Below are 25,768 nucleotides of genomic sequence, written 5' to 3'. Positions count from 1 at the left end.
CCGCCAACACAATTGATACTGACTCTCAATATCAGTAGCATAACGGTCACTTAAAGGGCTTCAAGCCCGCTATTTGACATTTCCTGCAAACTCTCAAACCGACAGCGCTCGTAAGGTGCTGTTCCAGAGTTGGATTCAATCGATGATTAAGCCCTTTGCCGCTCTGACGATCGCCCTGCTAAGTTGCGTCTGCCTCCACCCGCTCGCCCACGCCGAGCGGTACGAATTCGATCACGAGCACGTCTTGGGAACGTCGCTCGGCATCGTGATTTCGTGCGACGACCTCGCTGCTGCGCAAGCCGCAGAGGCTCGGGCCCTCGCGGAAATCGATCGGCTCGCGCTCGTTTTCAGCACCTACAACGCCGAGAGCGAATTGAGCCGCTGGCAGCAAACCGCGGGCTCGCCGACCGCCGTTTCGAGCGAACTACTCGAAGTCCTCGCGGCGAGCGATCGCTGGCGCGACGCGAGCGGCGGCGCCTTTCAGCCGGGCGTCGCAGCGCTAAGCCGCGTGTGGCGCGAAGCAGAGAAACTCGACCGCGCTCCGTCGGCCGCCACGCTCGCAGCGGCCGCCAAGCTCGCGAACGAAACGCACTGGAATCTCGACGCCGCCCACAATACGGCAACGCGCCTCTCCGCGACGCCGCTTTCGCTCGACGGCATCGCGAAAGGTTTTATCACCGAACGGGCGCTCGCCGCGACGATGGACGCGCCCGACGTGACGGGAGCGCTGCTCAACATCGGCGGCGACATGCGCGTCGCGGGCGACGTCACGGAAACGATTCGCATCGCCGATCCACGGCAGCACGCCGTCAACGCCCCGCCGATCGCGACGGTTCGCGTCGCCAATCGAGCCATCGCCACCAGCGGCGACTACCGCCGCGGTTTTGAAGTGGAAGGCGCCTGGCACTCGCACATCATCGACCCGCGTTCCGGCAGCCCGGCCGTCGCCGCGGCGAGTGCGACGGTGATCGCCGCCAACTCGACCGACGCCGACGCCCTCGCAACGCTCTGCAACATCCTGCCGGCGGAGGAAGCGCTCGCACTGGTCGAGGCGACGCCCGGCGCTGCAGCGCTCATCGTCACCGCGGACCGTCAGCAGTTCAGCACAGCGAACTGGCGTTCGTTCGAAACGACGACGCCAGTTGTGTTCGCTTCCGCCGAAGTCGAAACACCGGCGGCCGCGACCAGCGAAGCGAAAGAGACGGCAAAGGAAGCCATGCCGTCGTCGACTGCTGCAACGGAGGGTGGTGCAAAGAAACCAACGACGGAATCGTCTGAAACAGTCAAAGCGCCAGCGGAAAAACCAGCCGAACCTGCCACAGAGTTGCTGGAACTCGTCGTCGACTTCGAAATCAATCGCCCCAGCGGCCGCCGGCTGCGACGCCCCTATGTCGCCGTCTGGCTGGAAAACGCCGACGGCTTCGCGGTAAAGACAGCCGTTCTGTGGCTGCAAACCGAACGCCCCGGTCCGCGGTGGCACCGCGATTTGTCGCGGTGGTATCGTAACGAGGGAAATCGCAAGCTCGTCGGGCTCACGCCGCTGGTCGGCACGGTCGCCTCCGCGACGCGTGGGCCCGGCAAGTACCAGGCGCTGTTCGACGGCACGAGCGACGAGGGGACGCCGCTCAAGCCGGGGAAGTACACGCTGTTCATCGAGGCGGCTCGCGAGCACGGGACCTATCAGTTGATTCGCCACGAGATGGCGCTCGGCAGCGAGCCGATCGCCGCAACGAAGCTAGAAGGCAATGTTGAAATCAAGTCAGCCTCCGTCGCCTACCGACCAAAGCCCGCCGCCCCCGCACCAGCCGCCAAAAAATAGAGTGACGCTGCGGCGCGTCGACTCGGGCGCCATCGTCAATCAGCGGAATCGCTCGAAGCAGTTCGCGGGGGCGATGCGGTGGCTGCACGTCTATTTGTCGATGTTCGCGTTCGCGTCGCTCATCTTCTTCGGCGTCACCGGCGTCACGCTCAACCATCCCGATTGGTTCGGCGCCGATATGGAGCGAGTGAGTGAACGGCAGGGAACGCTCGATCGGAAGTGGCTTGGCGAGGGGAGCAAAGAATCGGCCGCGGAGGAGTCGAACGTCGACAAGTTGGCGATTGTCGAGTTCTTGCGAGCTGAGCAAGGCGTCCGCGGCGCGCTCGGCGAGTTTCAAGTCGACGAGTACGAGTGCGTCGTCATGTTCAAGGCGCCGGGGTACATCGCCGACGTGATCATCGACCGCGAGACGGCGGAGTTTACCGTCACCGAGGCAAGCTACGGGCTGGTCGCGGTGATGAACGACTTGCACAAGGGGCGCGACGCGGGGCCGGCGTGGTCGCTGATCATCGACGTCGTGTCGGTGCTGACGGTGGTGCTGTCGATCACCGGGTTCGTGCTGATTTTTTACCTGCGGAAGATGCGCGTCGGCGGCCTGGGGACGGCGATCGCAGGCGGAGTGATTGTGCTGGCCGTCGCCGCGTATGTGTCCTTCTAGCCCCTGGCTCCGCCAGGGGGTCGGTCTCCATCTCGTTGGATAAGTCTATCCAAAAAAGCGAGATCATTCTGAATGTTCTGGCTCCCTCCCCCTTGAGGGGAGGGCTGGGGAGGGGGTGGAACCCTGGTACCCACTTCAATCACCCCTCCCTAACCCTCCCCCTCAAGGGGAGGGGACCTCATAATTTCCTTCCTCAGAGGGCTAGCGACTGGCGATATGAATGCGACGAGAGACGGTCGCTTCTATGCAATCCCGTCGACGGCATGGAAGCAGCGAGTAGCAAGTTGCTCCACCGAGCCAACCTCGCTCCGTTGAAACTGATCAGAAACCCGCCCATCGGCCAGCACGACAATCCGATCAGCATACGCGGCGACCATCGGTTCATGCGTCACCACGGCCACCGCGCGGCCGTCAGCAGCGGCGACTTGCCGCAGCAGCTCGCACACAGCGAGCACATTCTTGCGATCCAGATTGCCGGTCGGTTCGTCGGCCAAGACGACTTGCGGATTGCTGACGAGCGCGCGAGCGATCGCGACGCGTTGCTGCTCGCCGCCGGAGAGGAGCGGCGGGCGGCGCTTAGCGAACGACTCCATCCCGACGGCGGCGAGTCGCTCGGCGGCGACCGTGCGAGCCTGCGACCGTCGGCTGCCCGCCAACAGCAGCGGTAAGGCGACGTTGTCGAGCACGCTCATCGTCGGCATCAGGTTGTACGCTTGAAACACAACGCCGATCCGTTCGCGGCGGAGCGCGGTGATTCGTGCATCGGACGCGACGGCGACGTCGACTCCTTCGAGACGGATGCTACCGCTGTCGGGGCGAATCAACCCGGCGAGCAAGTGCAGGAGCGTCGTCTTGCCCGACCCCGAAGCGCCCATGATCGCCAGAATCTCTCCCGGCATGAGGTCGACGTCGATGCCGGCGACGGCATGCACGGCGGCCGTACCGCTGCCATACGCTTTGCGAAGGCCGACGGCGGTGAGAACTGGTGGCGTGGCGGTAGTCGTCATGGAGCGTTGAGCAAGTTCAGAGCGAATGTTCAGCGAAGGTTGGCGGCGCCCGACATGAGCGTGGCAGGCGGCGTGCGACTGACGCGCCAGGCGGCAAGCAGCGCCGCGATGCCGCAGATGACGAGCGTGAGCAAGGCGCCCGGCCAGAGCCATACCCAAGGAATCGTCAGTTCCGCGTTGATGCCGGAGAAATCGAGCCGGTAACCGACGACGTTGGCGACCTCGAGCATCAGCCACGCGCCGCCGGCGCCGACGAACGCCGCGACGGGAATCGCCGCCAGCCCTAGCAGCAAACTCTCGGCGAGGGCGAGCCGTGCCAGCCCCATCCGCGTGAGGCCGCAACTCCGCAGCACGCCGAGTTCGCGCGAGCGCGCTCGCAGCGAGACGACCAGCGTGCCGCTCACCGTAAATAGACTGAGGGCGAGCGCGAGCAGCGGCGCCACTGCCATCCGCTTGACGGCGCCGCCCCCCCAATCGCCGATAAGCTCGAAGCGTGTGCGATCGAGATCGTCGACCTGCGCGATCCGCCGCTTGGCGACCACGGCCGGGCCGCCGTCGGGTTGAAATTCGATCGGCTGCTGCAAATCAACCGCGGCGGCGAGGGCCGCTTCGAGCGCTTCGCGCTCGCGGTTCGACGCGTCGTAGGCTTCCTCACGCGGCAGATCGCCGCGAAAGAGGTTCGGCTCGCCGGCATCGTTCACCAGCGCCCCGCCGAGCAAGAAGTTGGCGTAAGCGACGGGAAAATCATGCCGCACCGTGTCGGCCGAGAGGACGACCATCACGCGATGCTTCTCGCCGCGAAGGCGAACTTTGTGGAGCTTCGTCGCCATCCGCCAGCCACGGAGTTCGACGACGGCGGCAACCTTGTACTTCCGCTCCACACGGCCATCGCCGCCGGGGACGGCGACGGCGACCTCGTCGCCCGGCTTGATGCCGGCGCTCGATGCGTACCAATCGCTAATGAGGCAAGCCTTGCCCTTCGCAACTTCTTCGATCGCTTGCGCGCGATCGCCGGCAATGAACTCGAAGGGGAGGGCGGTCGGCGCCTGGCCGAACGCGAGCGACGCATCGACGCCCATCACGAGCGTCGGCGCCTGGTCGTTGCCGGCGAGTCGCGTATCGACGAGCGTCAGCGGCTGAAAGTCCTTTAGCAGCGGCGCGGCAAGAGCTTGCTTCGTTTCAACCTCGGTGAGTCCGTAGGGATGGATCGACGCCAGCCACCGCGGAATTTCGCGATCGATGACGAACGCCCCGATCATCGAGGCGCCCCAGCAGAGGATCCAGAAGAAGCCGCCGAGGCCGACTGCCATCGCGACGACCGAACCGGCGCTGCGGGCGCCATCGGCGGCGAGTTGGTCGGCGAGCACGAGCGGGTTGGTCCACGTGAGCCACGCGACCGGCCGCACGAACAAACGCTCGACGACGCGAATCGCGAGCGGCGTCAGGCAGATCGCGGCGAGGGTGACCACCGGCACGCCGACCCACGCAGCGAACTGCGCCCGCACGAGCGAACTCGCCGGGATAAGTAGGACGACGCTGACGGCAGCGACGGCGACAATCGCCCCCAATGCTGCGGCCCACTTGGCGAACCTGGCCGCCCGCTCGGCATCGCCGCTGAAGGCCGCCATCTCTTCGGGCCGGGTCCGCGCGGCGACAAACGCGGGGAGCGCGCTGCCGGCCAGCACGCCGAACAAAATCACGGCGCCAGTGATCGTGACGCTCATCGCGTCGGGCCCGGCAGGCGGCTTCAAGAACGGCAGCAACATACCGACGCCGGTCATCATCGCCCACGAGAGCGCGACGGCAGCGGCCAAGCCGGCGGCGGCCAGGAGCGCCCCCTCCGCAAGCACCGCGGCGAGCAACGTGCCACGACTCGCGCCGATCGAGCGCAGCAGCGTCAGTTGTGCGGCACGTTCGCGAACGCCGTTGCCTTGCACGCCGAGCGCGATGCACACGACGCACGCAGCGGCAAGCATCACAGCGCTCATCACCGCCAAGCGGGCGGATTCGATCGTGGGATTGTCGAGCCCCGCCTGGCGGATTGTTTCGACGTCCCAAATTTCAACGTGACCCGGAAGCGCCGCGACGCGCTCCGACCAATCGTCGATGAACGCCTGACGATCGTCGGCTTTGCGGAGCGTCACTCGCACATCGGAAGGCGCGAGCGGGTGACCAGCGAGGCGTTCGGCAGCAGCTTTACTGATTTGCCGCGCCATGAACCGCAAGCCTTGCGTCGTCGCGACATGTCCCATGTCGCCTTCGCAGGCGCCGACGATGCGGGCGACATGGACGCCGGTATCGCTCTCGAGCCGGCGCCAAGCGCCAATCTTCTGCCGCCAGATCGCGGGGGAGACAACCTCAATCACATCAACCGCATCGGGGTCGGGCCAGCGGCCTTCGAGCAATTTGCCGCGCGGCCCGTCGTCGTCCCAGGCGAGATAGCTGTCGCGCCGGCCGGGGATCCAGCCCCCCATGCCGCCGTCATCGAGACTGTAGAACGTCGGCACGTCGAGTTCGCCCGCCTCAGTCCCCGGCATGTCGACGGCCCGCACCGAGACGGCGGTTTCGACGCCTGCGACGCGCGGGTCGTCGCGCAGCTCGGCGACGAGCGACTCGTCGATGAACGGCGAGATTGTATCGGTCGCGGCGAGGTGGAGTTCAACGTCGCTAAGAAGCGACTCAGCGGCCCGCGGCGCCTGCTGCCGCATCGCTTCGCGTCCCACCAACGCCGCCAGCAGCACGCTGCCGGCGAGGCCGATCGCCAGACTCGCGGCGATGATCCGCCCGCGATGGGCGGCGACGCTGGCGCGCAACAGGATCGGAATCGCGGAGTAAGACATGGAAATTGCAGCGAGAACGGAATGCCAAGCGCCACCGCAACGCCGTTGGCGCAGGCGAAGCCAGAACACCTTGAGAATAGTCGACTCGCCATCGACAGCCCAGGCGTCGCACGGCGCGACGCTTGGTGTCGATACATTCGCCACCAGCCGGCGGCGATCATGCTAAACTAGTCTCTCCAGCCGCAGCCACACCGCAATCACGCCCTGCCCGATGGACTATCTGAAACGCATCCTCAACGCCCGCGTCTACGACGTCGCCAAGGAGACACCGCTCCAACTCGCGCGCAAACTCTCCGAGCGGATCGGCAATCGCGTCTGGCTGAAGCGTGAAGAAACGCAGCCGATCTACAGCTTCAAGCTCCGCGGCGCCTACAACAAAATGGCCCGGCTGTCGGCGGAAGAGTTGGCCCGCGGCGTCATCTGTGCGTCGGCCGGCAACCATGCCCAAGGGGTCGCGCTCAGCGCCGCGACGCTCGGTTGCGAAGCGACGATCGTCATGCCGGTGACGACGCCGAAGCTCAAACGCGACGCCGTCGCCGCGCTCGGCGGCAAGGTCGTCCTCCACGGCGACAGCTACAGCGACGCCTACGCGAAGGCCCGCGAGCTCGGTGACGCGCACGGCTACGTGTTTGTTCACCCCTTCGACGATCCCGACGTCATCGCGGGGCAGGGGACGATCGGCATGGAAATCTTGCGGCAACGGCAGGGAGAAATCCACGCGGTGTTCGTCGCCGTCGGCGGCGGCGGACTCATCTCGGGCGTCGCGGCTTACATCAAAGCGGTGCGGCCCGAAATCAAAATCATCGGCGTGCAAATGGCCGACTCCGATGCGATGCTCCGCTCGGTGCGAGCGGGCCAGCGGGTGGAACTCGCCGACGTCGGCCTGTTCAGCGACGGTACGGCGGTCAAACTCGTCGGCGAAGAAACCTTTCGCCTCACGCGCGAACTGGTCGACGACTTCGTCGTCGTCGACACCGACGCCGTTTGCGCGGCAATCAAAGACGCCTTCGAAGATACCCGTCGCGTGCTTGAGCCGGCCGGCGCCATGGGAATCGCGGGACTGAAGAGCTACGCTGCGCAGCATGGCCTGCAAGACAAAACGCTCGTCGCCGTCACCTGCGGGGCGAATCTCAACTTCGATCGCCTGCGGTTCATCGCCGAGCGCGCCGAAACGGGCGAAGAGCGTGAGGCCCTGTTCGCCGTGAGCATTCCTGAAGAGCGCGGCAGTTTCAAACGCCTCTGCCAAGCGGTCGGCGATCGCAACGTCACCGAATTCAGCTACCGCATCTCCGAAGAGCGTGACGCCCACGTGCTCGTCGGCGTGACGACGGCGAGCCGTGCCGACGCCGAGTCGATTCGAAAGTCGCTCGAAGCGGAGCGATTCAGCGCGATCGATCTGGTGGACGACGACCTCGCAAAGGAGCACCTCCGGTACATGGTCGGCGGCCGCAGCGAACTGGCCGCGAACGAACGGCTCTATCGCTTCCAATTCCCAGAGCGCCCCGGCGCGCTGATGCGGTTTCTAACAAGCATGCACCCGAACTGGAACATCACGCTGTTCCACTATCGCAACCAAGGCGCCGACTACGGGCGAATCCTGGTCGGCATCCAGGTTCCCGACGGCGATGCGCACGCGTTTCAAGCATTCATCGACGGGCTCGGCTATCCGTACGTCGATGAAACGAACAACCGCGCGTACCGGTTGTTCCTGGGATAGAGCGAAGCAGCAACGCGGCAAGCGTCGTTCGACGCCCGCTCAACGATTGTGGCTGGGGGGCTTCGCGAAGCTCCCCTTGAAGCGTTGGGCTTTCGGCTTCTTCAGTTCACTCTGCAGCCACTCCAGGTCGCGATCGCCCGGTTCGATCGCGAGCGCAGCCTTGCAATCGTCGAGGGCCGCCTGGTCGTTGCCGAGTTGTTCGTGCAGTTTCGCCCGTTCAAACAGCGACCACGTCATCGGCTCCGCGTCGATCGACGCGGTCAGCAGCTTGATCGCCTCCTCGCGATTGCCGGCGGTCAGCTGCGCTTGGGCGTCGATGTACAGCTGGTTGGCATTGGAGACAGGAGCTTGCTCGCCGCCGCACCCAACGCACGCGAGCAGCGCCGCGATTAACGCCAGGCTTCGCGTGGAGAAACGCGGCAAGCGCGGAGCCGTGCAAGACAAACGAATCATCAGTTTCTACGGGGTGGTGGGAAGTGCCGTTTGAGAGTCGCGCGTCGCGAGATCGCGCCAGACGATGGGGTCGACGTCGTCAGTCACCACGGCGGCAGAACCGTCGCAATGGGCGATTTGCGTCATCCCCGGGTGGGTGCTGCCGAACGTCAACTGAAACTTCTGGCAGTCCGCGCTCGACGCGTTGCCGCCGGCGCAGACCTCGGTATTGAGCAACCCGCGTTGAAAGTTCGGCGGGACGGCCGTCGAGCCGAGACACTCCGAGAGATCGCGGGCGGCAGTGGCGCCGCCGGTGCCGTCGATGTCGTCGCTGCCGATCACCCAGTGATCTTTCCTGCTGCCGACATCCATTTCCCTTCTGGTGATGGCCGCTTGACCGTCGGCGTCGTGCACGGCTTCGCCGACGATCATCGTATTGGACGTTCCGTCGAGCACATGCTTGATCGAGATCTTGCTCAGCGCGAAGAGGACGCCGTCGAGCTCGCTCATGTAAACGCTGTTCATGCTGGGCGTGGTGACATTCTGGTCGAGCAAAAATCCGGTCGCGCTGCCGATATACGACGCTGGCGACCGCTTCATCACCATCCAGTTCTGCGTCGAGACGTCGGCCTGATTTTCAGGCAAGCCAGCCGAGGGGCAGCGGAAAACTTGGAACGGCATCTCGCAAAGCAGGAGATTGCGCGACGCCGGGTCGTTCGCGATCGTCGTGGAATCGTAGGGACCGGAGTTGGCCCAGTTGAAGTTGCCGGCGGCGCCTTCGCCGACCTTCGACATGCTGACGGCGCCGCTTTGCTCGAGGAATGGCAGCAGGCCGTACGACCACATCGATCCTTCGCCGCTCGCCGCCCCCGTGGGGAAGTAGCCTTTGGCGTCGTGGTGCATCTGCAGCCCGAGGCCAATCTGCTTGAGGTTGTTCTGACATGTCGACCGCCGCGCCGCCTCGCGGGCGGCCTGCACCGCCGGCAGCAGCAACGCGACCAGGACGCCGATAATGGCGATCACCACTAGCAATTCAACGAGCGTGAAACCAGCGGCGACGTGCAATCGTCGCTGGCCTCGCTTTCGGACTGATGCGCACCTGCTCATGGTTCCGTTCCTCAACTCTGCCTGTTCTCTAAATCCGCGAATCTGTTCTCTGCGCTCTTCGTTCGCTTCGCCCCGCTACCTCGTTGCTCTGTTATCGACGGCGCTTCAGCGCGAATCCGGCCACGCCCAATCCGATGAGCGCGATCGACGATGGTTCGGGGACGGCGGCGACGGCGAACGAGGTGACGTACCGTACGTTCCCTCGGACCAACTGGCCAGGCGTCTTCGGAATCGCCGAGTTGCCGAACTCGTTCTTCCAAATGGCCAGGTCGGCGGCATTGATGAGCTGATCGGTGTTGGCATTGCCGCTCGCCTTCGTGGCGCCGGCGCCCACGGTTCCGTTACCCCGTTGCCAGGCGAGGAAGTCGCTGCCGTCGACGACGCCGTTGCCGTTGAAATCGGCGGTGCGGCTATTGGTCGCTTGAGCGTACTGGAAGTTCAGATCTTGCGGATCGCCGACCGAGAAGGCGGCGCCCAGGTTCAACGTGCCAGCCGCGGCGAGTTGGCTGTTGCCGGTGAGGAACGATTCGCCGATCGCTCCGTCATCGGCGGCGCCCGCCTTTTCCCAACCGTTGCCCGTGCCGTTGCCGGCGGGGAAGCCAGCGAGGTTTTGCGTTTGCAGACTGTTCCAAGCCGCCTTGTTCAGCGAGTCGGAGGCGCTCGTGATCTGGTAGTAATCGAGCGAGACCGGCTGGCCCGTTTGATTGACGATCCGCGTCGTGCCGTTGGTAGTGTTCACTTCCAGCGTCAGGATCGTCACGTCGGCCGACAGAGAAGCGTCGTCGAACGTCACGTCGGCCCCGCCGTAGAAGCCAACGCCGATCGGTTGCCCGAGTTCCGGGCTGTCGGAGTAAACGGTGTGGCTGATGCTGATCTTCTGCCACAGGGCTTTGCTCAACGCCGCCGTGGAACCGACGGGGCGAATGGAGTAGTCGCCAGTCGTCGTGCTGAACTTCTTAAACGTCAGCGAAGTCTCTTCGGCGAACGGTTGCGAGCCGTTGAACAAGTAGAGGAACGAACGGGCCTCGTCGAACGTTTCGTTCGTATCGGAGTGCCCCTGAGCGTAGATCGAGAAGGTGTAGGTCTTGCCCGCCTCGAAGACGTTGGCCACCTTCTGCATGTTGTAGCTGAAACGACCATGCATCGCCTGATTGCCCGTCCGCGGGGCGCCGCGCAACGTGCCAGTTTCAGCGTAGGTCGAATCGTACATCCAGTTCCCCTCGCCGTCGTCCTGCTCCGTCATGTCGAGGTCGTCGATCCACGCGCTCGTGGGGCGATAGAGATCGGAATACGCATAGTGCGCCGCCGGACCCGACTGCGGCACGACGAACGCCTCGAAGCTCGGATCGCCGAGCGGAATGTCCACGGCCTGAGCCTGCGAAGGAGCCCACAGCCCCGCGGCCACCAGGGAAACGCCCACAGTTCTACGCCAGTTGGTTATTTTCATCGAAGCGACTCAGCACGAGGTCTGTTTTGAGGTGAAGCCAGGAATGACGAGGCGGCGTTGGCGGATGAGTTATTTGTTGCGACGGCGAACCAGCAGGCCGACGCCCGCCAATGCGGCTAGCAGCGCCGCCGAAGGTTCTGGAACGGCCGCCACCATCGCGACAAACGCCCCGGCCCCATTCGACGCGTCGTACGACGTCTTGAAGATCAAGAAGTCGGCGTGATTGTTCTGCCCGTCGCCGTTGAGATCGCCCAAGAAGTAAGACTGCGAAACGGGCATCGACGACAGGTCGGCCAATTGATTGGTACGCAGAATGTTCCAATCGAGCGAGTTGAGCACGAAATCGCCGTTCAAATCGCCCGGGTCGACTTTCGTCAGCGCGGCGTCGTCGACGGCCCCGTCCAAAAATGCTTGGAACGCGACGCCGATCGGCTTGCCGACCTCCGGCGAACCAGGCAACACGAGATGGCTGACGCTAATCTTCTGCCAAGCGGCCTGGCTCTGAGCGGCCGTCGCGCCGTTGGGACGATTGACGAAGTTGCCCGGGTGAGTTTGCGCGCCATCCGGCGGAATCGGCTCCGACGGCGCGAAGCGATCGTGCGGGAAGTAGGTGAAGCTGGGCGAGATCGGGTTGTATTCTTCTTCGTTGTACGTCAGCGAGTTCTCGCCGGTGACTTCGTAGTCTTCGCCGTTCGGTCCGAGGTCGTTGCCATAGAGCGAAGCGTCGTAGATGTGGAGAAAGATACGCGATTGCCAGCCGTAGGGAGGGCCAAGCAATTGCGAGTCGTTATCGCCTTGAGCGTAGACGGAGAAGGTGTAGGTGGCGCCAGCTTCAAACGTCGTCGCCAACTTCTGGCCGCTCATCAGGCCGCGGCCATGCATGGCCTGAGTGCCTGTGCGCGGGGCAGGGCGTTTGGTCACCGCGCCCGCCTCGGCATAACTGGCGCTGTAGATCCAGTTGCTGCCTTGCGGTCCGGCGTTCTGATAGTTGCCGGCCCCTGGACGACCAATCCACGCGCTCGTGGAGGCGTACTTGTTGGAGTAGGCGTAGCCGCCGGCCCCAGGCGTGGTGAGGACATAGGCCTCAAAGCTGGGATCTGCCAGGGGAATGTTGATCGCTTGCGCGTGCTCCGGAGCGAGCATGCCGCATGCGACCAACGAGGCGCCGAGAACCTTGTACCATTGGGAGAGTTTCATAGATGCGACCCCAGTTAAAGTACTTTCACTGGTTCCTAAATTTTTTGCGAAGATCAGATTCGGGAAGTGAGCCGCCTGCGAGGAACAGGAGGAGGGAGCTGATTAGCAGTCGAAGGAAAGCGAACTTGCGGTCGTTTCGAAAAGATCACGCGTCGGGAGAGTGCCGCCGAATTGTTGCGAATGCCTGAAAATCACGGGAATTCAGCACGCAACGCCGCTGAGCAGTTGAAAAGGCCGCCAAGCCTACTGGTCATTTTACTTACGACTTGCCGAATCGTCCCTGTTCTTGACCGCAAAAAAACTGTGATTTTTCACAGGGCGTTTTCGGCCGTCCACGCTAGCGCCAAAACCACCGCCGAGGAATTCGCCGGAAGTTTGGTGGAATTCTATGGAAGACTCCTGGGAAGGGAAGCAAGATAGTAAGTAAAGTACTTGAGCTTCCACTTGCCTGTTGCCGCAGCCCACACCCGCACGGCGCTGGAATCGGCGAGCAGGGAGCGAATCGGTCCCCTCTTCTTCGCGTCAGCCAATGACGCACCGGCGTCTCAGGCGCCCACCGCGCCGCAGGCGGCACTCGTGCCAACGCCGACATTTCACCTAGGAGTTGTCTCATGAAAGTGATGAATTGGAAACGCGCCGTGGCCGCCACGCTGATGGCAGCCGGCTGCTGGACGCCGTCGTTCGTGCAGGCCGGCAACCTGCCGCTGAGCGATCCCAGCTTCGAAGCGTACGTCCTCCCCAGCGGCGGCTACGCTTATGCCAACGTCTACCGCCCCACGAGCGGCTGGGTCGGCAACCCCGATGGCACGGGGCCGCTCGACGGCGGCTTCAACGCCAGCAACTGGATCTACGACTCTGTTTACGCCGAAGGATCGACGCTCCGCGGCGCCCCGCGCACCGGCACTCAGGCCATGCATGGCCGCGGTCAATACAGCGCGCAAGAATCGTCGGCAGTCTTCGAAGCCGGCAAGACCTACACCTTCTCGATCTTCGCGCAAGGCGATCACAACTCCGCAATCATCGGCGACAACGTCACCGGGCCGGGTTGGGATTCGCGCGTCTGGCTCTATCTCTACGACGGCAGCAAGCCGTTCTCGGAAGCAGGCTCGTTGACCTACGGCCGCTACTCGCCCGCGGGCGATCGCTTCAACCAGAACAACTTCGTCAATCGCACGCCTGGCTCCACGGCCGCACAGAGTCGCGCGGCATGGCAGCAAATCAGCATCAGCTGGACGGTGCAGCCTGGCGCCGCCGAAATCGGCAAGCCGGTCGGCGTAGCGTTCTGGTCTGCCTCGGACAACTGCTTGGATGACGCGTCGCTGTCGGCGACTCCCGAACCTTCGAGCGCGATCATGGCTGGTTTGGCCGGAATTTCGCTGCTGAGCACGCGCCGCAAGCGCAGCTAGCCGCACGCTGGGTTCGTCGCACACGAGAGCCGTCCGCTTGGGGAGCGGGCGGCTCTCTGTTTATTTACGAGCCGCGCATCGCCCGACTAAACTAAGACGATCATTGCGACTGCGGTCGCACCTTCTTCAGCGGCATGATTCAGGAACGGCGACATGGCCCCCGGGCGTAAGAAAAAGCCGCATGGCAAGAAGCCGGCGTCGCCTCGAACCGCCCGCAACGGCGCTGCCGACAAAAGCAAGCAGCTCGAGCAGCAGCGCCGTGCTCAACTTGGCCATGCGCCCGACGTTCGCATCGACAAGGCGCAAGCGGCTTGGCATGCGCGACGCTACGACGAAGCGATTCGTCTGTACGAACGGGCCCTCGAAAGCCAACCGACGAATGCCGTGTTGCTCATCGACGTCGCCCGCGCGTACGCACTGCGCTTTCGACACGCCGAGGCGCAAGAGCTCGTCGATCGCGCCTGTCGGCTCCATCCGGACGATGCGCGCCTGCAGTGCATGCTCGGACGAACCTACGTGCAACTACAGCATTTCGAACAAGCGATCGGCTGCTTCAATCGTGCATTGGAACTGGAGCCAGACTCGCCGGAGCGGGCCCGCACGCTCTACGAACTGGCGCACATGTACGAACGGCTCCACCGCCTGGACGAAGCGCGAGCCGCCGCCGAAGCATCGCTCGCGCTCGCCCCGCATCAGTATGTGCTGCGGTACTTGCTCGCCGTCGTCGACCGGCGCCAAGGGAACGTCGAGTCGGCGCGCCAGCGATTAACCGAGCTCCTCGCGTCGAACGACCGGATGACGCCGGAGCTTCGCGCTGACGCACATTACCAACTGTCGTTGATCAACGATCGCCAAGGCGACTACGACGGCGCCTTCGCCGCGGCGGCGGAGGCGAAACGGATTCTCGGTAGCGCGGCTGGCGACGTGCGGTACGACGCCGCGGACATCTCCGCCGCGGGACAGCGCACCTACGCCGCCGTTTCGGCAGAACTCTTCCAGCGTTGGAATTCCGCCGCGCCGCAACTGGCGTCGTTACCAGGCCGCTTGGCCGTGCTCACCGGGCACCCTCGCAGCGGCACGACGCTACTGGAACAAGTGCTCGATTCGCATCCTGGCCTCATCAGCGCGGACGAAGTCCCAGCGATGTCGGAGACGGTCTATATTCCGCTCTGCGAAGGCGCCCCGATGACGACGCCGGCGCCGGCGATCTTCGACGCCAAGCCGAACGCAGAAATCTCGGCGCGGCGGTCGGCCTACTGGCAAGCGATGGAAGGTTCGCTGCGCCAGTCGATCGGCGATCGCATGCTGCTCGACAAAAACCCCGCCCTCACCGGCCTGCTGCCGCTCATCGGCCGCGTCTTCCCCGACATGCGCATCGTCTTCGCGTTGCGCGATCCCCGCGACGTCGTGATGAGTTGCTTCCTGCAACAGCTGCCGCTGAATCCGGTCAGCATCCACTATCTCACCATCGAGGAAACGGCGCGCGAGTACGCCGCCACGATGCGGCTGTGGCTCAAGCTGCGGACGATGATGACCAACCCGTGGATCGAGGTCCGCTACGAAGACACGGTGGCTGACATCGAATCGCAAGCCCGCCGCGTGCTCGAGTTTCTCGAACTCCCTTGGGACGAATCGGTGCTCAACTACCGCCAGCGGGCCCAAGAAAAGCATGTCCACTCGCCGACGTACGAGGCGGTGACGAAGCCGCTCTACACAAGCTCGATCGGCCGCTGGAAGAATTACGCGAAGCAGCTCGAGCCTTGCCAGTCAACGTTGCAGCCGTATATCGAGGCGTTTGGGTACGAGCAGGCAGCGTCTTAGTTCATCGTAACTCAGCGTCGACGGCTCACGCTTGAGCAGCCACTTGCAAATGCTCTGCAAGCTCGCGAGCAATCCGCTCCCGCTCTCCGTCAATCCGCGCCCGCAATGATGCGGCCGGATGCCACGTGATGATCGTCCGCTCGCACCACTCGCTAGCGAACGGCACGCCGCGGGTTTTCAGCGCCCGTGTATCGCGCCCGAGCACCGCCTGCGCTGCCGTCACGCCCAGGCACACAAGAACGCGCGGCGCCACCGCCGCCATCTCGGCTTCCAGCCACGACCGGCACGCCGAAATCGCCCGACTCGGCGGCTTCTTGTGCAGCCGCTGCTTGCCGCGCGGCTCCCAATGAAAATGTTTTACGGCGTTGGTGAGATAAACCTCATCGCGAGCCAAGCCGGCGGCAGCGAGCGCGTGGTTTAGCACCTCGCCCGCCGAACCAACGAACGGTTCGCCCTGCTGATCTTCTTGATCGCCAGGCTGCTCGCCCACCAACACTAGCCGCGCCGCACTCGGCCCGCGACCAAATACCGTTTGCGTCGCCCGCTCGCACAGCTCGCAGCCACGGCACCCGGCCGCCGCCCGCGCGAGCGAATCGAGATCGCGCGCCTCCGGCAAAAACTCCGCCGCCGAAACGGCTCGCGTACCCGCAGCGCCATACTTCAACATCGCGGCCACGCGCGCCGGCGCCTCGGCAAGAATCTCGGGAATGATTTGAGTCTCCGGCAGCGCCGCCCAATACCGCACCGGCATCTCGCGGCGCATCATCGCGAGCTTGATCCGCGCCGGATTGAAAATCGAGCGATAATACGACCGCCACATCTCGTCGAGATCGTCCACCGCCGGCGCCGCACTCGCCGGCGCCCCCGGCCCGTAGGTGAGCGCGGCCCCATCCCAACTCGCCGACTCGTCCGGCGTGAGAATCGTCCACCGCATCGATTTGAACCGCCGCGAAAAGAACGGCCCAACAAGCCGCAAGATGCGATGGTCGGGTCGATGCCACGCCACGAACTGCTCGCCATCCTCAGTTTCAATCCGCCGGAACCGCACGAACGCCTGCGCCTTGTGCGCATCGCGGCCCACGCTCTTGGCCATCAGATCGAACCGGCGCACATCGTCGTCGAACGCCACGTGCAGCAAATTCGGCTCTGCGGTCGTCAGCCGCCACAGCAAGCGGTAGAGCAGATTCCACCGCTGCTCATCGCGATGGCAGGCAACCCTGCGCGCATACTTAATGAAGTTCGGCGGCACGGTCGGAGTATCGCGTCGTTGAGCAACGGCGCCTTGCCCCTTCACTGATCGCTGCTGCAGCGCGTCGCCTCCACCACCTCCATCACTTTCACCCCCGTCGCCATCCTCACCCCCAAACAACGACTTCTGCACCGACGGCGAGAAAAAATCAACATCCCCCGCCGCCACGCCCTCGCGCAACAGTTCACGAGCCGCCGCCCGCCAAGCCTCAAAATGTTCCACCTCAATGACGCGCACGCTGCTCACACCTCGCCTGAATGAGCCGATCGCGCTGCCTCGAACAAATCGAGCTGCCGCAAGCCCGTCGCGTTCCCGCCGAGCCGCGCCCGCAGCCACTCGCTTTCCAAATCCTTCGCTCGCGGCAGATGATCAATCGCCGCCACAAAATGCTGCACCCGCCGCCACGGCAGCCGCAGCTTTCGCAAGTCGGCCAACCGAATCGCCCGATGCCGCCGGCTGTCGACGATCCGGTTCACCGACCGCACGCCGATCCCCGGAATCCGCAGCAGCAACTCCCGCGGCGCGCGATTGACGTCCATCGGAAACTGATCGCGATGCGCCAGCGCCCACGCCAACTTCGGATCGACGTCGAGCGCCAAGTTCGGCGCCGCCGGCGTCACAATCTCATCGAGCTTGAACCCGTAAAACCGCAACAGCCAATCGGCCTGATAGAGCCGATGCTCGCGCACCAGCGGCGGCGACGCGGGCGGCAGCCGATCGTCGGCAAACGGAATCGGACTAAACGCCGAGTAATAGACGCGACGCAACCGATGCCGCTGATAAAGATCGGTCGCCGTGCCGAGGATCGCCGCATCGGGCGAATCGGTGGCGCCGACGATCATCTGCGTGCTTTGCCCCGCCGGAGCGAACGTCGGCGGCTTCAGCCCCGCCTTGCGATCGTCGCGCCGCTGATCGATCTCCTCGCGAATATCGCCCATCGCCTCGTCGACGTCTTCGCGCCGCTTCTCCGGCGCCAACTCCACCAAGTCCGCCGCCGTCGGCAACTCGATGTTAATGCTAATCCGATCGGCCCACCGGCCCGCCTCGATGGTCAGCCGCTCCGCCGCCTTCGGAATCGTCTTCAAATGAATGTAACCGCCAAACCGATGGACCTCGCGCAACGTCCGCGCCACGGCGATCAGTTGCTCCATCGTGTAATCGGGGTTCTGAATAATGCCCGAACTGAGGAAAAGCCCCTCGATGTAGTTGCGGCGATAAAACTCGATGGTGAGCCGCACGACTTCGTCGACGGTGAACCGCGCCCGCGGCACATCGCTCGAAACGCGATTGATGCAATACTTGCAGTCGTAGATGCAGTAGTTGGTGAGCAGAATTTTCAGCAGCGAGACGCACCGCCCGTCGGGGGTGTAGCTGTGGCAAATGCCCATCCCCTCGGTGCTGCCGAGCAAACTGCCGGCCCGCGCCTGCTTCGACCCGCTGCTCGCGCACGAGGCGTCGTACTTCGCGGCGTCGGCGAGGATTTCGAGTTTGTTGCGTACGTCCATGACGCCTCGTTGAGTCTAGGCAAACTCGCTCAGCTTGAACCAAGCCGTGTGCTCGCGGCGATCGCGACGAACCGCTTCGCCACACGTGAACCACGCCCGCCACATATTGTGATCAGGCGAACACTGTGATCGCGCGTACACCACATCGTACGCAACGACGAACGCACGAGCCAGCCCATTGTTTTGCGAATGAATGGGCGGCGGCTAGGGGCGGAACGGGGGGAAACCACTCGTTCGCGAGCAGGCACTGGCGCGCCACTCAGCGATTCGAGGGCTCCGCAAAAGCGGAGCAGGGGAGTGCGGTTACTGAATGATGCGTCGTGCCCAAAGCCCATTTCGAGCAAAGCGTGTCGCAGGCAAGCCACGCCTTCTTCTCCCGGAGAGAGATATCGACAATAGCCCAGCAATTCATTGCTGGGTAAGAGCCCCGACTCATCCAGAAGTCCCGGAGGGACGACTGAATGACTCGGAACTCGATTGTCCCAACGAAGCTGAAGAATCGCCGCCGGCAAAGGCGGCGTGAAGCGATCATTTCTTCCGCAACAGCCAAACGATCACGGCGATAGCGCCGCCCGGTATGGCGATGATCGAACCAAGGATCAGCAGTTCGAACGGCCCCGGCATCCAAGCGAAGAGTGTTGTCATGTCGCCGCTCTATCGCCGTCGCTCCTCGGCCGCAAACTTCAAGGAAGCGCGGCGGATTCCGAATGCTGTGATGGGGCGTCTGGGGATTGAGCTCCGAGCCAACGCACCGCGTAGGCGAATCCAATGACCGTTGCGACCATCAACAGCAACGTCGAGAGGAGACGAAAGACTGGGAATGGAGACTGCTGCGTGAGTTGCCGCCACCTCCATCGAAGGAAATACAGAACTCCCATGACGCCCAATACGATGCACACGCCCAACGGCGATTCCGTGATCGAGCTGCGCTGAGCGAGTATGTCCATGCCTCCACGATACCCATTGGCGAAGGGCGGGGCGAAAGCGACTTACAAACGGTCGACTTTTGCGCCGCAATGTTTGCATTCATCGGTGGGCCAACTCGACCACCACGCCATTACAAACGATTTGTTGCACTGAGGGCAGGGCCAACTCGACAGCCGATGCCATGCAACGGCGGCTTTCACTAGCCAGGCGATGAGAGCGCTCCCGACCACCGTAGCGGCAAAACCCGCCCATGGCTTCCTATCGATTCGGAAGTACGCGCCGCCGCCGACAAGCACCAGTGCCGCCGCCGCGATCGGCAGGAACGCCAAGACAGTCAGCCAGAATCGGCGACGACGGGAAGCGTATTCTGCGAATTGGCTGCTCATGTCCTGCATTCTATGCCCGTGGCATCCTAGCGAAAACAGACCTAGTTACCGGATTCCGAGCCGCCGAAGAAGTCAGTTAGAACCCCCACCACGCTGAACGAAGCGGCGGCGACGAGGGCGGAACGTCCACGACGATTGGAACGACTGGAACCGCGTGATTCACTGCTTGCATGGCGGGTGGAAGATAGTTGATGTACGCCTAGGTAAAGGCACGGCGCAGCTTCGTCGTATGGCCATAGAATTCGGAATCTGGCGGAACGTCGATTGACCAGACGGCTCGATCTCCCAACAGAGCGGGTAAGAGCGTTGCTTGATCGGCATACTTGACGTGAACGCCGCTGGCTTGGGCGCGAACGAGGAGCGACTTGCGTTCGTGGACGATGCTTGCCTGCCAGACAAGAATGGCGGCAATGGGAACTGCGATAAGCAGCATCCTCACGCTAAAGCGGAAGTAGCGGTGCTTTGAGGCTTCACTCATGCCGCCCATTCTAACCGCCGCCGAGGCGGGCGGGTTGCAGTGGTTCTCTCATCGCCAGCACGCATACGCCCTGTAGTTTGCCGAAGCGATCGACTGCCTTTATACTCGCCTAGCCTGCTCAATTTTGTTGGATCGGAGTCGCAATACGCTCTTGCTACGGGGAAACAATGCGCGGGTCACATCAAGTAATCGCACTTCAGGCTGTAGCCTTGTGCATTGCGATCTCGTTTGCGTACGTAAGCTTTCAGACCGGAGTGTTGCTGTTACTGACTACTTTAGGCGTATTGGCAATTACTCTTCCGTTTGGCTTGTGGTGTCGGATTATCTACTTTTCGACCGTAATCGCATCGATACTCTGCGTCGCAGTCGTATTTCAATGCTTGCATAGATTCTCCGCAAGCCTCTTCGAATCCCCGGACCGGAGCGATTCCTCGAATGGTGGCTCCCGAAGGCAGCAGCCGTGGGTTGGTTCACGGGGTGCACCATCGCGGTTTGGCACTTTAGAAGATTTCAACGCGACAACGTTTCTGCATCATAACGTCGCCGTCATCCCCAACAGCCACGCGACAATCGCCGTGGCAATGGTCGCCGAGCGGAGCGTGAAACGACGGCCGAAGCGAAGGGCGGCGATGCCGACGAAGGGCGAAGACGAGGGACGGATACCAGAGTGGGAAGTAATAAAACGGTCCAACAACCCCAAACCACCCAACCTTCTCGTCGCCTCCCTCGGGGTAGCCCAACTTCTCGAACCTCGCCTCTTCATGGACATTGAAAAAATAGAGATCTATCCCTGACCGTCGCGAGAAGTGCGGGATTTTTCCGAGAGCAACCATGCCATTGGCAGACAGCAAAACAACCTTCTCGTAGGCCAGTGAGTAACTCCAGTAGAAATCTCCCTTAATCGAAGCCCACCACCGCAATCCCCAGCACGCCACGCTAAGCGCGAAGCAGATCGTCGCCAGACCATAGCGGAGGTAGGTGAGCATTCGGGGCAGTATAGCGGACGACGAGGGCGGGAACTAATTGGCAGCCCCCCCCGCCAGTCAGCTTCACTATTGGCGCCAACGAGTGGCCGAAAATCGCGCGCTGCAAAACGCCGCTCCATCGATTAGGCTCGCACGTGCGGCATTCTGTTTCGACGAACGTCCGCGCGCTCTTTGAAAACTCACGCCCCGCCGATCCAGCAACCGCGGCCAACGCCCCGTTGTCGCTCTGTTGTCGATCCGCGCGACCTCCAGTTCCGGCTCTGAGAACCAGCGCCTCGCGCCTCCAAACTCTCCTTAATGTCGCCTCCGCGACGCGACATTAACTCGACCATCGCCGCAACACGAGCGGCGGTCGCCACTTAGAACAAAACCTTAGTGTCGCCTAAAATCGCATTGCGACTCGCACGCGACGCGACACGACGTCTCGCGGCGCCAGTTTCAACCTCGAGCTCGACGCCAGCGTCACACCGTACGACCGCCGCGGGCTGGCGAGATGACCGCGACGATCAATGTCGCGATCGGAAAGGCGAGAACCCACTGCCGGCAATAATGCTGAGCGAGCGCTCCCAAAAAGGCGCCGGCTAAGAACGCTGCCCACAGCCCGCCGATGAGCACCGCACGCCGCAGGTGCGTGTCGTGCGGTCCTTCCGCAGCGTCGACCGGCAGCCGCAGCCACGCCAGCGCCAAGTGCTCGGCCAGTTTGTGCAGCCCGCCGGAAACATAGCCGATGTTGACCGCCTGCCCGCCAATCTGCGTGATCGTGGAATTGAGGGCGCCCATCGACACGCACAATAGCGCCACGGAAAGCCACGCCTGCGGGCTGAACGCATCGAGCAACGCTTGCGCCACCAAGAGCCCCAGGGCGATCAACGCGACCATGCGACCCGCACGGCGATTCAACGAATGAAGCAACGTCACGCCGATAAACGCGCCGAGCACGAAGCAGACGATCGCGAGCAGGCTGAGCGCCGCGATGGCAAACCGCCCCGACGCCGCCTCGACGCCCCCGCGCGTCGTGTTGCCGCTCATGAACGAGGCGTACACCTGGAACTGAATCAGCGCATACGCATCGACGTACCCGGCAACGCCGGCGAACGCAAATGCCGCCGCACGCGCAGAGCGGACCCAGGTCCCGTCGGTCGGCGATGTTTTGCCTTCACTCATTATTCATGCCTAGCCACGGGCTTTGCACCAGAAATCTGTGGGAGGGGTCTCCGACCCCGAAGCGGCCGCAAGCTGCCACCAGACATTGTGGTGGTGAACGGAATCGGCGTCGGAGACGCCTCCCACAATGGATTGTTGGTGCAATGCCCTCTCAGCCATGTATCAAATGCAGTCGCGCACGGGACATATCGTCATTCCGCCCCCACATGCGCCCCTTTTTCCGCCACCGACCGTTTCATCAACAGCACCAGCGGCACGAGACAAATCGCCAGCACCGCCGCCAGCCAGAACACGTCGAAGTACGCCAGCGACGAAGCCTGCTGCTGCCGCAGGTCGTCCAAGCTTTGCAGCGCCATCTGGTGCGCCCCGACGGGATCGCCAGATTGCTTCAAAAACAATGCTTTCGCCTGAGCGAAATACTCGCTGACGTAGGGGTTAAGCGGATCGAGCAGCTCGTTCAATCGCGCCAAATGGAACTGCTCGCGCCGTTCTTGAATCGTTTGGCTCATCGAGGTGCCGACGCTCCCCCCTTCGTTCCGCAACAGGCTGAAGAGGGCGATCGCCGAACCACGCAGCTCGCGCGGGATGTAGAGATACGCGGCGACGTTGATCGGCGCGAAGATCAACCCGAGTCCGCCGGTGAGCACCATCCGCGGCGCGATCACCTGCCACGGGCTGATCTCCAGGTTCATGTACGCCATCCAGTAATTCGAAATCGCCAACACGACGAGCCCCGTGGCGATCAACCAGCGGGCGTCAAAGCCGCGACCGAGTAGGGCGCTCACAATCACCAACATCGAAATCGACGAGATACCGCCCGGCGACAGCACGAGCCCGGCATGCAACGCGTCGTAGCCGAACAACGTTTGCAACATCGCCGGCAGCGCGATGCTCGCGGCGTACAGCACCGAGAACGCACTGAAGATAATGATCGCCGACATCGTGAAGTTGCGTTCGCCGAGCACGCGTAAATTAATGAGCGGATTCTCGCGCCGCAACGACCGATAGACGAAGATCGCGGCGCCAACCGTCAGGACGATAGTCAGGGTCTGGATGCGGCCGAACGGGTCGCCGAACCAATCCCACTCTTGCCCCTTGCTGAGCAAGATTTCCCAACTGGAGATCGCGAGCGCCAACAGGCCGATGCCGATGTAGTCGAGATTGAGCGGTTCGCTCCGCAGCTTCGCCCGCTGCTCCTTCAGGTATTCTGGATCACGCACCAGAAAGTAGCTCGCCGCGAACGCCAACGCCCCGACGGGCAGGTTGACGTAAAAAATCCATCGCCAGCTATAGGTGTCGACCAACCAGCCGCCGAGCGTCGGTCCCACGATCGGCCCGATGAGTGCCGCGACGCCGAACACCGACATCGCGGTCCCTTGCTTCTCCGGCGGAAACGTATCGATGAGGATCGCCTGGCTCGAAGGCTGCAGCCCCCCGCCGGCGAGACCTTGCAGAATGCGACAAGCAATGATCTGCGACAGGCTCGTCGCAATGCCGCACAGGCCCGACGCAATCGTGAAGATGGCGATCGAGAGCAAAAAGTAATTGCGTCGCCCTAGTCGCGCTGAAAGCCAACCGCTGATCGTCAGCACAAACGCATTCGCGGCCAAGTAGCTGGTGATCACCCACTCGGCGTCGATTTCCGCCGCCGAGATGCCGCCGGCGATATACCGCAGCGCGACGTTGGCGATCGTCGTGTCGAGCACTTCCATAAACGTCGGCACGACCACCGCGGCCGCAATGATCCACGGATTGATGGCCGCGTTCGCAGGCGTTGCAGGTTGAGCCACAGTTCAGGTCCCTGAAGTCGTCGTGAAGACTCGGCCGTGGGAACCGGCGATGGCCCCGCCGCCGCTAAGGCAATTCGCGGGCCAGAGTCACGCAACGATGCCGATGCTCAGCCATCATTTGGGTGCCACTGGCATCCTGCCAGTGCTGAAGCAGGTACTCGCTCGACACTTCTCACTGGCAAGATGCCAGTGGCACCCGTTCACATTCACGAGGCAGCAGTCCAAGCGGCGGATAAAAACTTGCCTCCGCGACAACTATTTCGTCGCCACAACATCTTCTCCACACGCAAAGCCGCCCCAAAACCAAGCAAAACCGCATCGGCACGACGCTTGCCTTGGGCCGTCCCGTCAACGCGGCCGCCGCACCATTTCGAGCCGCGACGAACCAACCGACTCAACTAACTTGGAGGGAGTTTAGCATGTCGCCCAGCCTGGAAACGCCGACCGCCGTCCCGCCGTCCGCTCGCATGATCAGTCGCTTGGCCCCGCCAATGCCGCCCCGCGACGCCAACGGCGGCGATACGAGCTTCATGAACAACGTCCCCGATCCGCTCCTCGCCGACAAGGAACTCCCGACGTTCAAGTTCGCCCTCGAACGTTCCGTCGGCAAGATCATCGGCAACAGCGAGGGTAAAGAAGTCACCGTCGAAGAGCTGCCAATCTCCAAAGGCATCGCCGGCGTCTCGATGCGGCTTGAACCAGGCGCCATGCGCGAGATGCACTGGCACGCGACCGCCGCCGAGTGGGCCTTCGTCGTCGAAGGCCGCGTCCGCACCACGGTGATCGATCCGCAGGGCAATTCCGAAACGAACGATTTTGAACCGGGCGATATCTGGTTCTTCCCCCGCGGCCATGGGCACATGCTCGAATGCCTCGGCAACGAGCCGTGCCACTTCGTGTTGATCTTCGACAACGGCTACTTCTCGGAGTTCGGCACCTTCAGCGTCACCGACTGGCTCGGCCACGTGCCGAAGGCGCTCTTGGCCAAGAACCTTGGCGTCGACGAGTCGCAGTTGGCCGATTACCCCACGAGCGAGGTTTACTTCGCCCGCGGCGCCGTGCCGCCGGAGGTCGCGCAAGCCCCGCTGCATGGCACGCAACAACCGCCGCTCACGCACAAGTATCGCATGCTCGCCGAACCGCCGCACGGCGTCTTCGCCGGCGGGCAAGAATGGCGCGTCGATTCGACGAACTTTCCCATCTCGAAGACTATGGCCGGCGTCATCCTCGACCTGCGGCCCGGCGCCTTGCGAGAACTTCACTGGCACCCCACTGCCGACGAATGGCAATATGTCGTCGAAGGCAAGGTGAGTGTTACGCTGTTCGGCTCGCACGGTCGCTTCCGCACGGAGATTCTCGAAGCGGGCGACGTCGGCTACATCCCGCAAGGCTACGGCCACTCGATCGAAAACATCGGCGACGGCGACGCCCGCTTGCTGATCGGTTTCAATAGCGGCGTTTACGCTTCGATCGGCATCTCGCAATGGCTCACAGGCAATCCGAAGGATGTGCTCGCGACGAATTTCAGCCAACCGGCCGATTCGTTCGACGACATCCCGCATGAAGAGGTCTTCGTCGCGGCAGAGACGCGGTAGCGATCCGCACGCACGCTAGGCTTTGTCCCAAAAGTGCTGTTCGAGCGAGTTGCATCTTTTTCTCCCGGAGGGAGATTCAACAATAGCCCAGCAATGAACAGGATTATGTACTTGCTAGCGGCATGGGTTGCCGCCAATCCCGGTCCTGAAGGGGCCGAGTGATGTAGCCAGGGGCGCAAGCCCCTGGTCTCCGGGCCAAACAGCTTTCTCAGCCCCGTGAGGGGCGGTACTGTTCGT

The 25,768-nt window shown here is 63.1% G+C and carries 19 protein-coding genes; 7 read left to right on the top strand and 12 right to left on the bottom strand.

The annotated features are described in order from the left end of the window. The first annotated feature begins 142 nt into the window (after positions 1-142). A complete protein-coding gene (locus tag PLANPX_RS01780; protein ID WP_152097064.1) occupies positions 143-1,819 on the top strand; it encodes a DUF2271 domain-containing protein in 1,677 nt (558 codons plus the stop codon). A 1-nt stretch (position 1,820) separates the two neighbouring features. Beyond that, positions 1,821-2,477, top strand: coding sequence for a PepSY-associated TM helix domain-containing protein (locus tag PLANPX_RS01775; RefSeq protein WP_232536278.1), 657 nt, complete (start codon positions 1,821-1,823; stop codon positions 2,475-2,477). A gap of 242 nt (positions 2,478-2,719) precedes the next feature. Here PLANPX_RS01775 and PLANPX_RS01770 read toward each other — a convergent pair whose 3' ends face one another. Further along, a complete protein-coding gene (locus PLANPX_RS01770) occupies positions 2,720-3,484 on the bottom strand; it encodes an ABC transporter ATP-binding protein (RefSeq protein ID WP_172991798.1) in 765 nt (254 codons plus the stop codon). A 29-nt stretch (positions 3,485-3,513) separates the two neighbouring features. Further along, positions 3,514-6,324, bottom strand: coding sequence for an ABC transporter permease (locus tag PLANPX_RS01765; RefSeq protein WP_152097061.1), 2,811 nt, complete (start codon positions 6,322-6,324; stop codon positions 3,514-3,516). 21 nt (positions 6,325-6,345) lie between these two features. Between PLANPX_RS01765 and PLANPX_RS27095 the strand changes: the two genes are divergently transcribed. Both PLANPX_RS27095 and ilvA read left to right on the top strand, forming a co-directional pair. After that, on the top strand, positions 6,346-6,495 hold the full coding sequence (locus PLANPX_RS27095; protein WP_172991797.1) for a hypothetical protein: 150 nt from the start codon (positions 6,346-6,348) through the stop codon (positions 6,493-6,495). Positions 6,496-6,535: 40 nt separating this feature from the next. After that, on the top strand, positions 6,536-8,041 hold the full coding sequence (gene ilvA / locus PLANPX_RS01760; RefSeq protein ID WP_152097060.1) for a threonine ammonia-lyase, biosynthetic: 1,506 nt from the start codon (positions 6,536-6,538) through the stop codon (positions 8,039-8,041). A 39-nt stretch (positions 8,042-8,080) separates the two neighbouring features. Here ilvA and PLANPX_RS01755 read toward each other — a convergent pair whose 3' ends face one another. The 4 genes from PLANPX_RS01755 to PLANPX_RS01740 form a co-directional block, all read right to left on the bottom strand. Next, positions 8,081-8,494 carry a hypothetical protein gene (locus tag PLANPX_RS01755; protein ID WP_152097059.1) on the bottom strand — a complete coding sequence of 138 codons (414 nt, stop codon included), beginning with the start codon at positions 8,492-8,494 and terminating at the stop codon, positions 8,081-8,083. Between the two features lie 6 nt (positions 8,495-8,500). Beyond that, positions 8,501-9,580 (bottom strand): DUF1559 domain-containing protein, encoded by a 1,080-nt coding sequence (locus tag PLANPX_RS01750; protein ID WP_152097058.1) that lies wholly within the window; start codon positions 9,578-9,580, stop codon positions 8,501-8,503. 91 nt (positions 9,581-9,671) lie between these two features. Then, entirely contained in the window at positions 9,672-11,000 is a 1,329-nt protein-coding gene (locus PLANPX_RS01745; protein WP_172991796.1) for a PEP-CTERM sorting domain-containing protein, read from the bottom strand. A gap of 96 nt (positions 11,001-11,096) precedes the next feature. Next, positions 11,097-12,224: a dockerin type I domain-containing protein gene (locus PLANPX_RS01740; protein ID WP_152097056.1), complete on the bottom strand. Its 1,128-nt coding sequence runs from the start codon at positions 12,222-12,224 to the stop codon at positions 11,097-11,099. Positions 12,225-12,835: 611 nt separating this feature from the next. Between PLANPX_RS01740 and PLANPX_RS01735 the strand changes: the two genes are divergently transcribed. Together PLANPX_RS01735 and PLANPX_RS01730 are read left to right on the top strand one after the other, a co-directional pair. Beyond that, positions 12,836-13,630, top strand: coding sequence for a hypothetical protein (locus tag PLANPX_RS01735; RefSeq protein WP_152097055.1), 795 nt, complete (start codon positions 12,836-12,838; stop codon positions 13,628-13,630). Between the two features lie 153 nt (positions 13,631-13,783). Next, positions 13,784-15,451: a tetratricopeptide repeat-containing sulfotransferase family protein gene (locus PLANPX_RS01730; protein ID WP_152097054.1), complete on the top strand. Its 1,668-nt coding sequence runs from the start codon at positions 13,784-13,786 to the stop codon at positions 15,449-15,451. 25 nt (positions 15,452-15,476) lie between these two features. Here the strand turns inward: PLANPX_RS01730 and PLANPX_RS01725 are convergent, their stop codons facing one another. From PLANPX_RS01725 to PLANPX_RS01700, 6 genes are all read right to left on the bottom strand, one after another. Continuing rightward, positions 15,477-16,946 carry a UdgX family uracil-DNA binding protein gene (locus tag PLANPX_RS01725; RefSeq protein ID WP_232536277.1) on the bottom strand — a complete coding sequence of 490 codons (1,470 nt, stop codon included), beginning with the start codon at positions 16,944-16,946 and terminating at the stop codon, positions 15,477-15,479. Next, entirely contained in the window at positions 16,943-18,205 is a 1,263-nt protein-coding gene (locus PLANPX_RS01720; RefSeq protein WP_152097053.1) for a putative DNA modification/repair radical SAM protein, read from the bottom strand. Before PLANPX_RS01720 ends, PLANPX_RS01725 begins: the two co-directional genes overlap by 4 nt. Positions 18,206-19,717: 1,512 nt before the next feature. Next, the gene (locus PLANPX_RS01715) at positions 19,718-19,996 is read right to left on the bottom strand and encodes a hypothetical protein (protein ID WP_152097052.1); all 279 of its coding nucleotides are present in this window, start codon (positions 19,994-19,996) and stop codon (positions 19,718-19,720) included. 500 nt (positions 19,997-20,496) lie between these two features. Beyond that, on the bottom strand, positions 20,497-20,982 hold the full coding sequence (locus tag PLANPX_RS01710; RefSeq protein ID WP_152097051.1) for a hypothetical protein: 486 nt from the start codon (positions 20,980-20,982) through the stop codon (positions 20,497-20,499). Positions 20,983-21,444: 462 nt separating this feature from the next. Continuing rightward, positions 21,445-22,146 carry a YoaK family protein gene (locus tag PLANPX_RS01705; protein WP_152097050.1) on the bottom strand — a complete coding sequence of 234 codons (702 nt, stop codon included), beginning with the start codon at positions 22,144-22,146 and terminating at the stop codon, positions 21,445-21,447. 191 nt (positions 22,147-22,337) lie between these two features. Beyond that, entirely contained in the window at positions 22,338-23,936 is a 1,599-nt protein-coding gene (locus PLANPX_RS01700; protein ID WP_232536276.1) for a DHA2 family efflux MFS transporter permease subunit, read from the bottom strand. A gap of 419 nt (positions 23,937-24,355) precedes the next feature. Between PLANPX_RS01700 and PLANPX_RS01695 the strand changes: the two genes are divergently transcribed. Beyond that, on the top strand, positions 24,356-25,531 hold the full coding sequence (locus PLANPX_RS01695; RefSeq protein ID WP_152097049.1) for a cupin domain-containing protein: 1,176 nt from the start codon (positions 24,356-24,358) through the stop codon (positions 25,529-25,531). The last annotated feature ends 237 nt before the right edge of the window (positions 25,532-25,768 follow it).

It is taken from the genome of Lacipirellula parvula (assembly GCF_009177095.1).
Classification (GTDB): Bacteria; Planctomycetota; Planctomycetia; order Pirellulales; family Lacipirellulaceae; genus Lacipirellula; species Lacipirellula parvula.
Note: the sequence above shows the minus strand (reverse complement) of the source record. Positions and strands in the feature narration are given on the sequence as shown.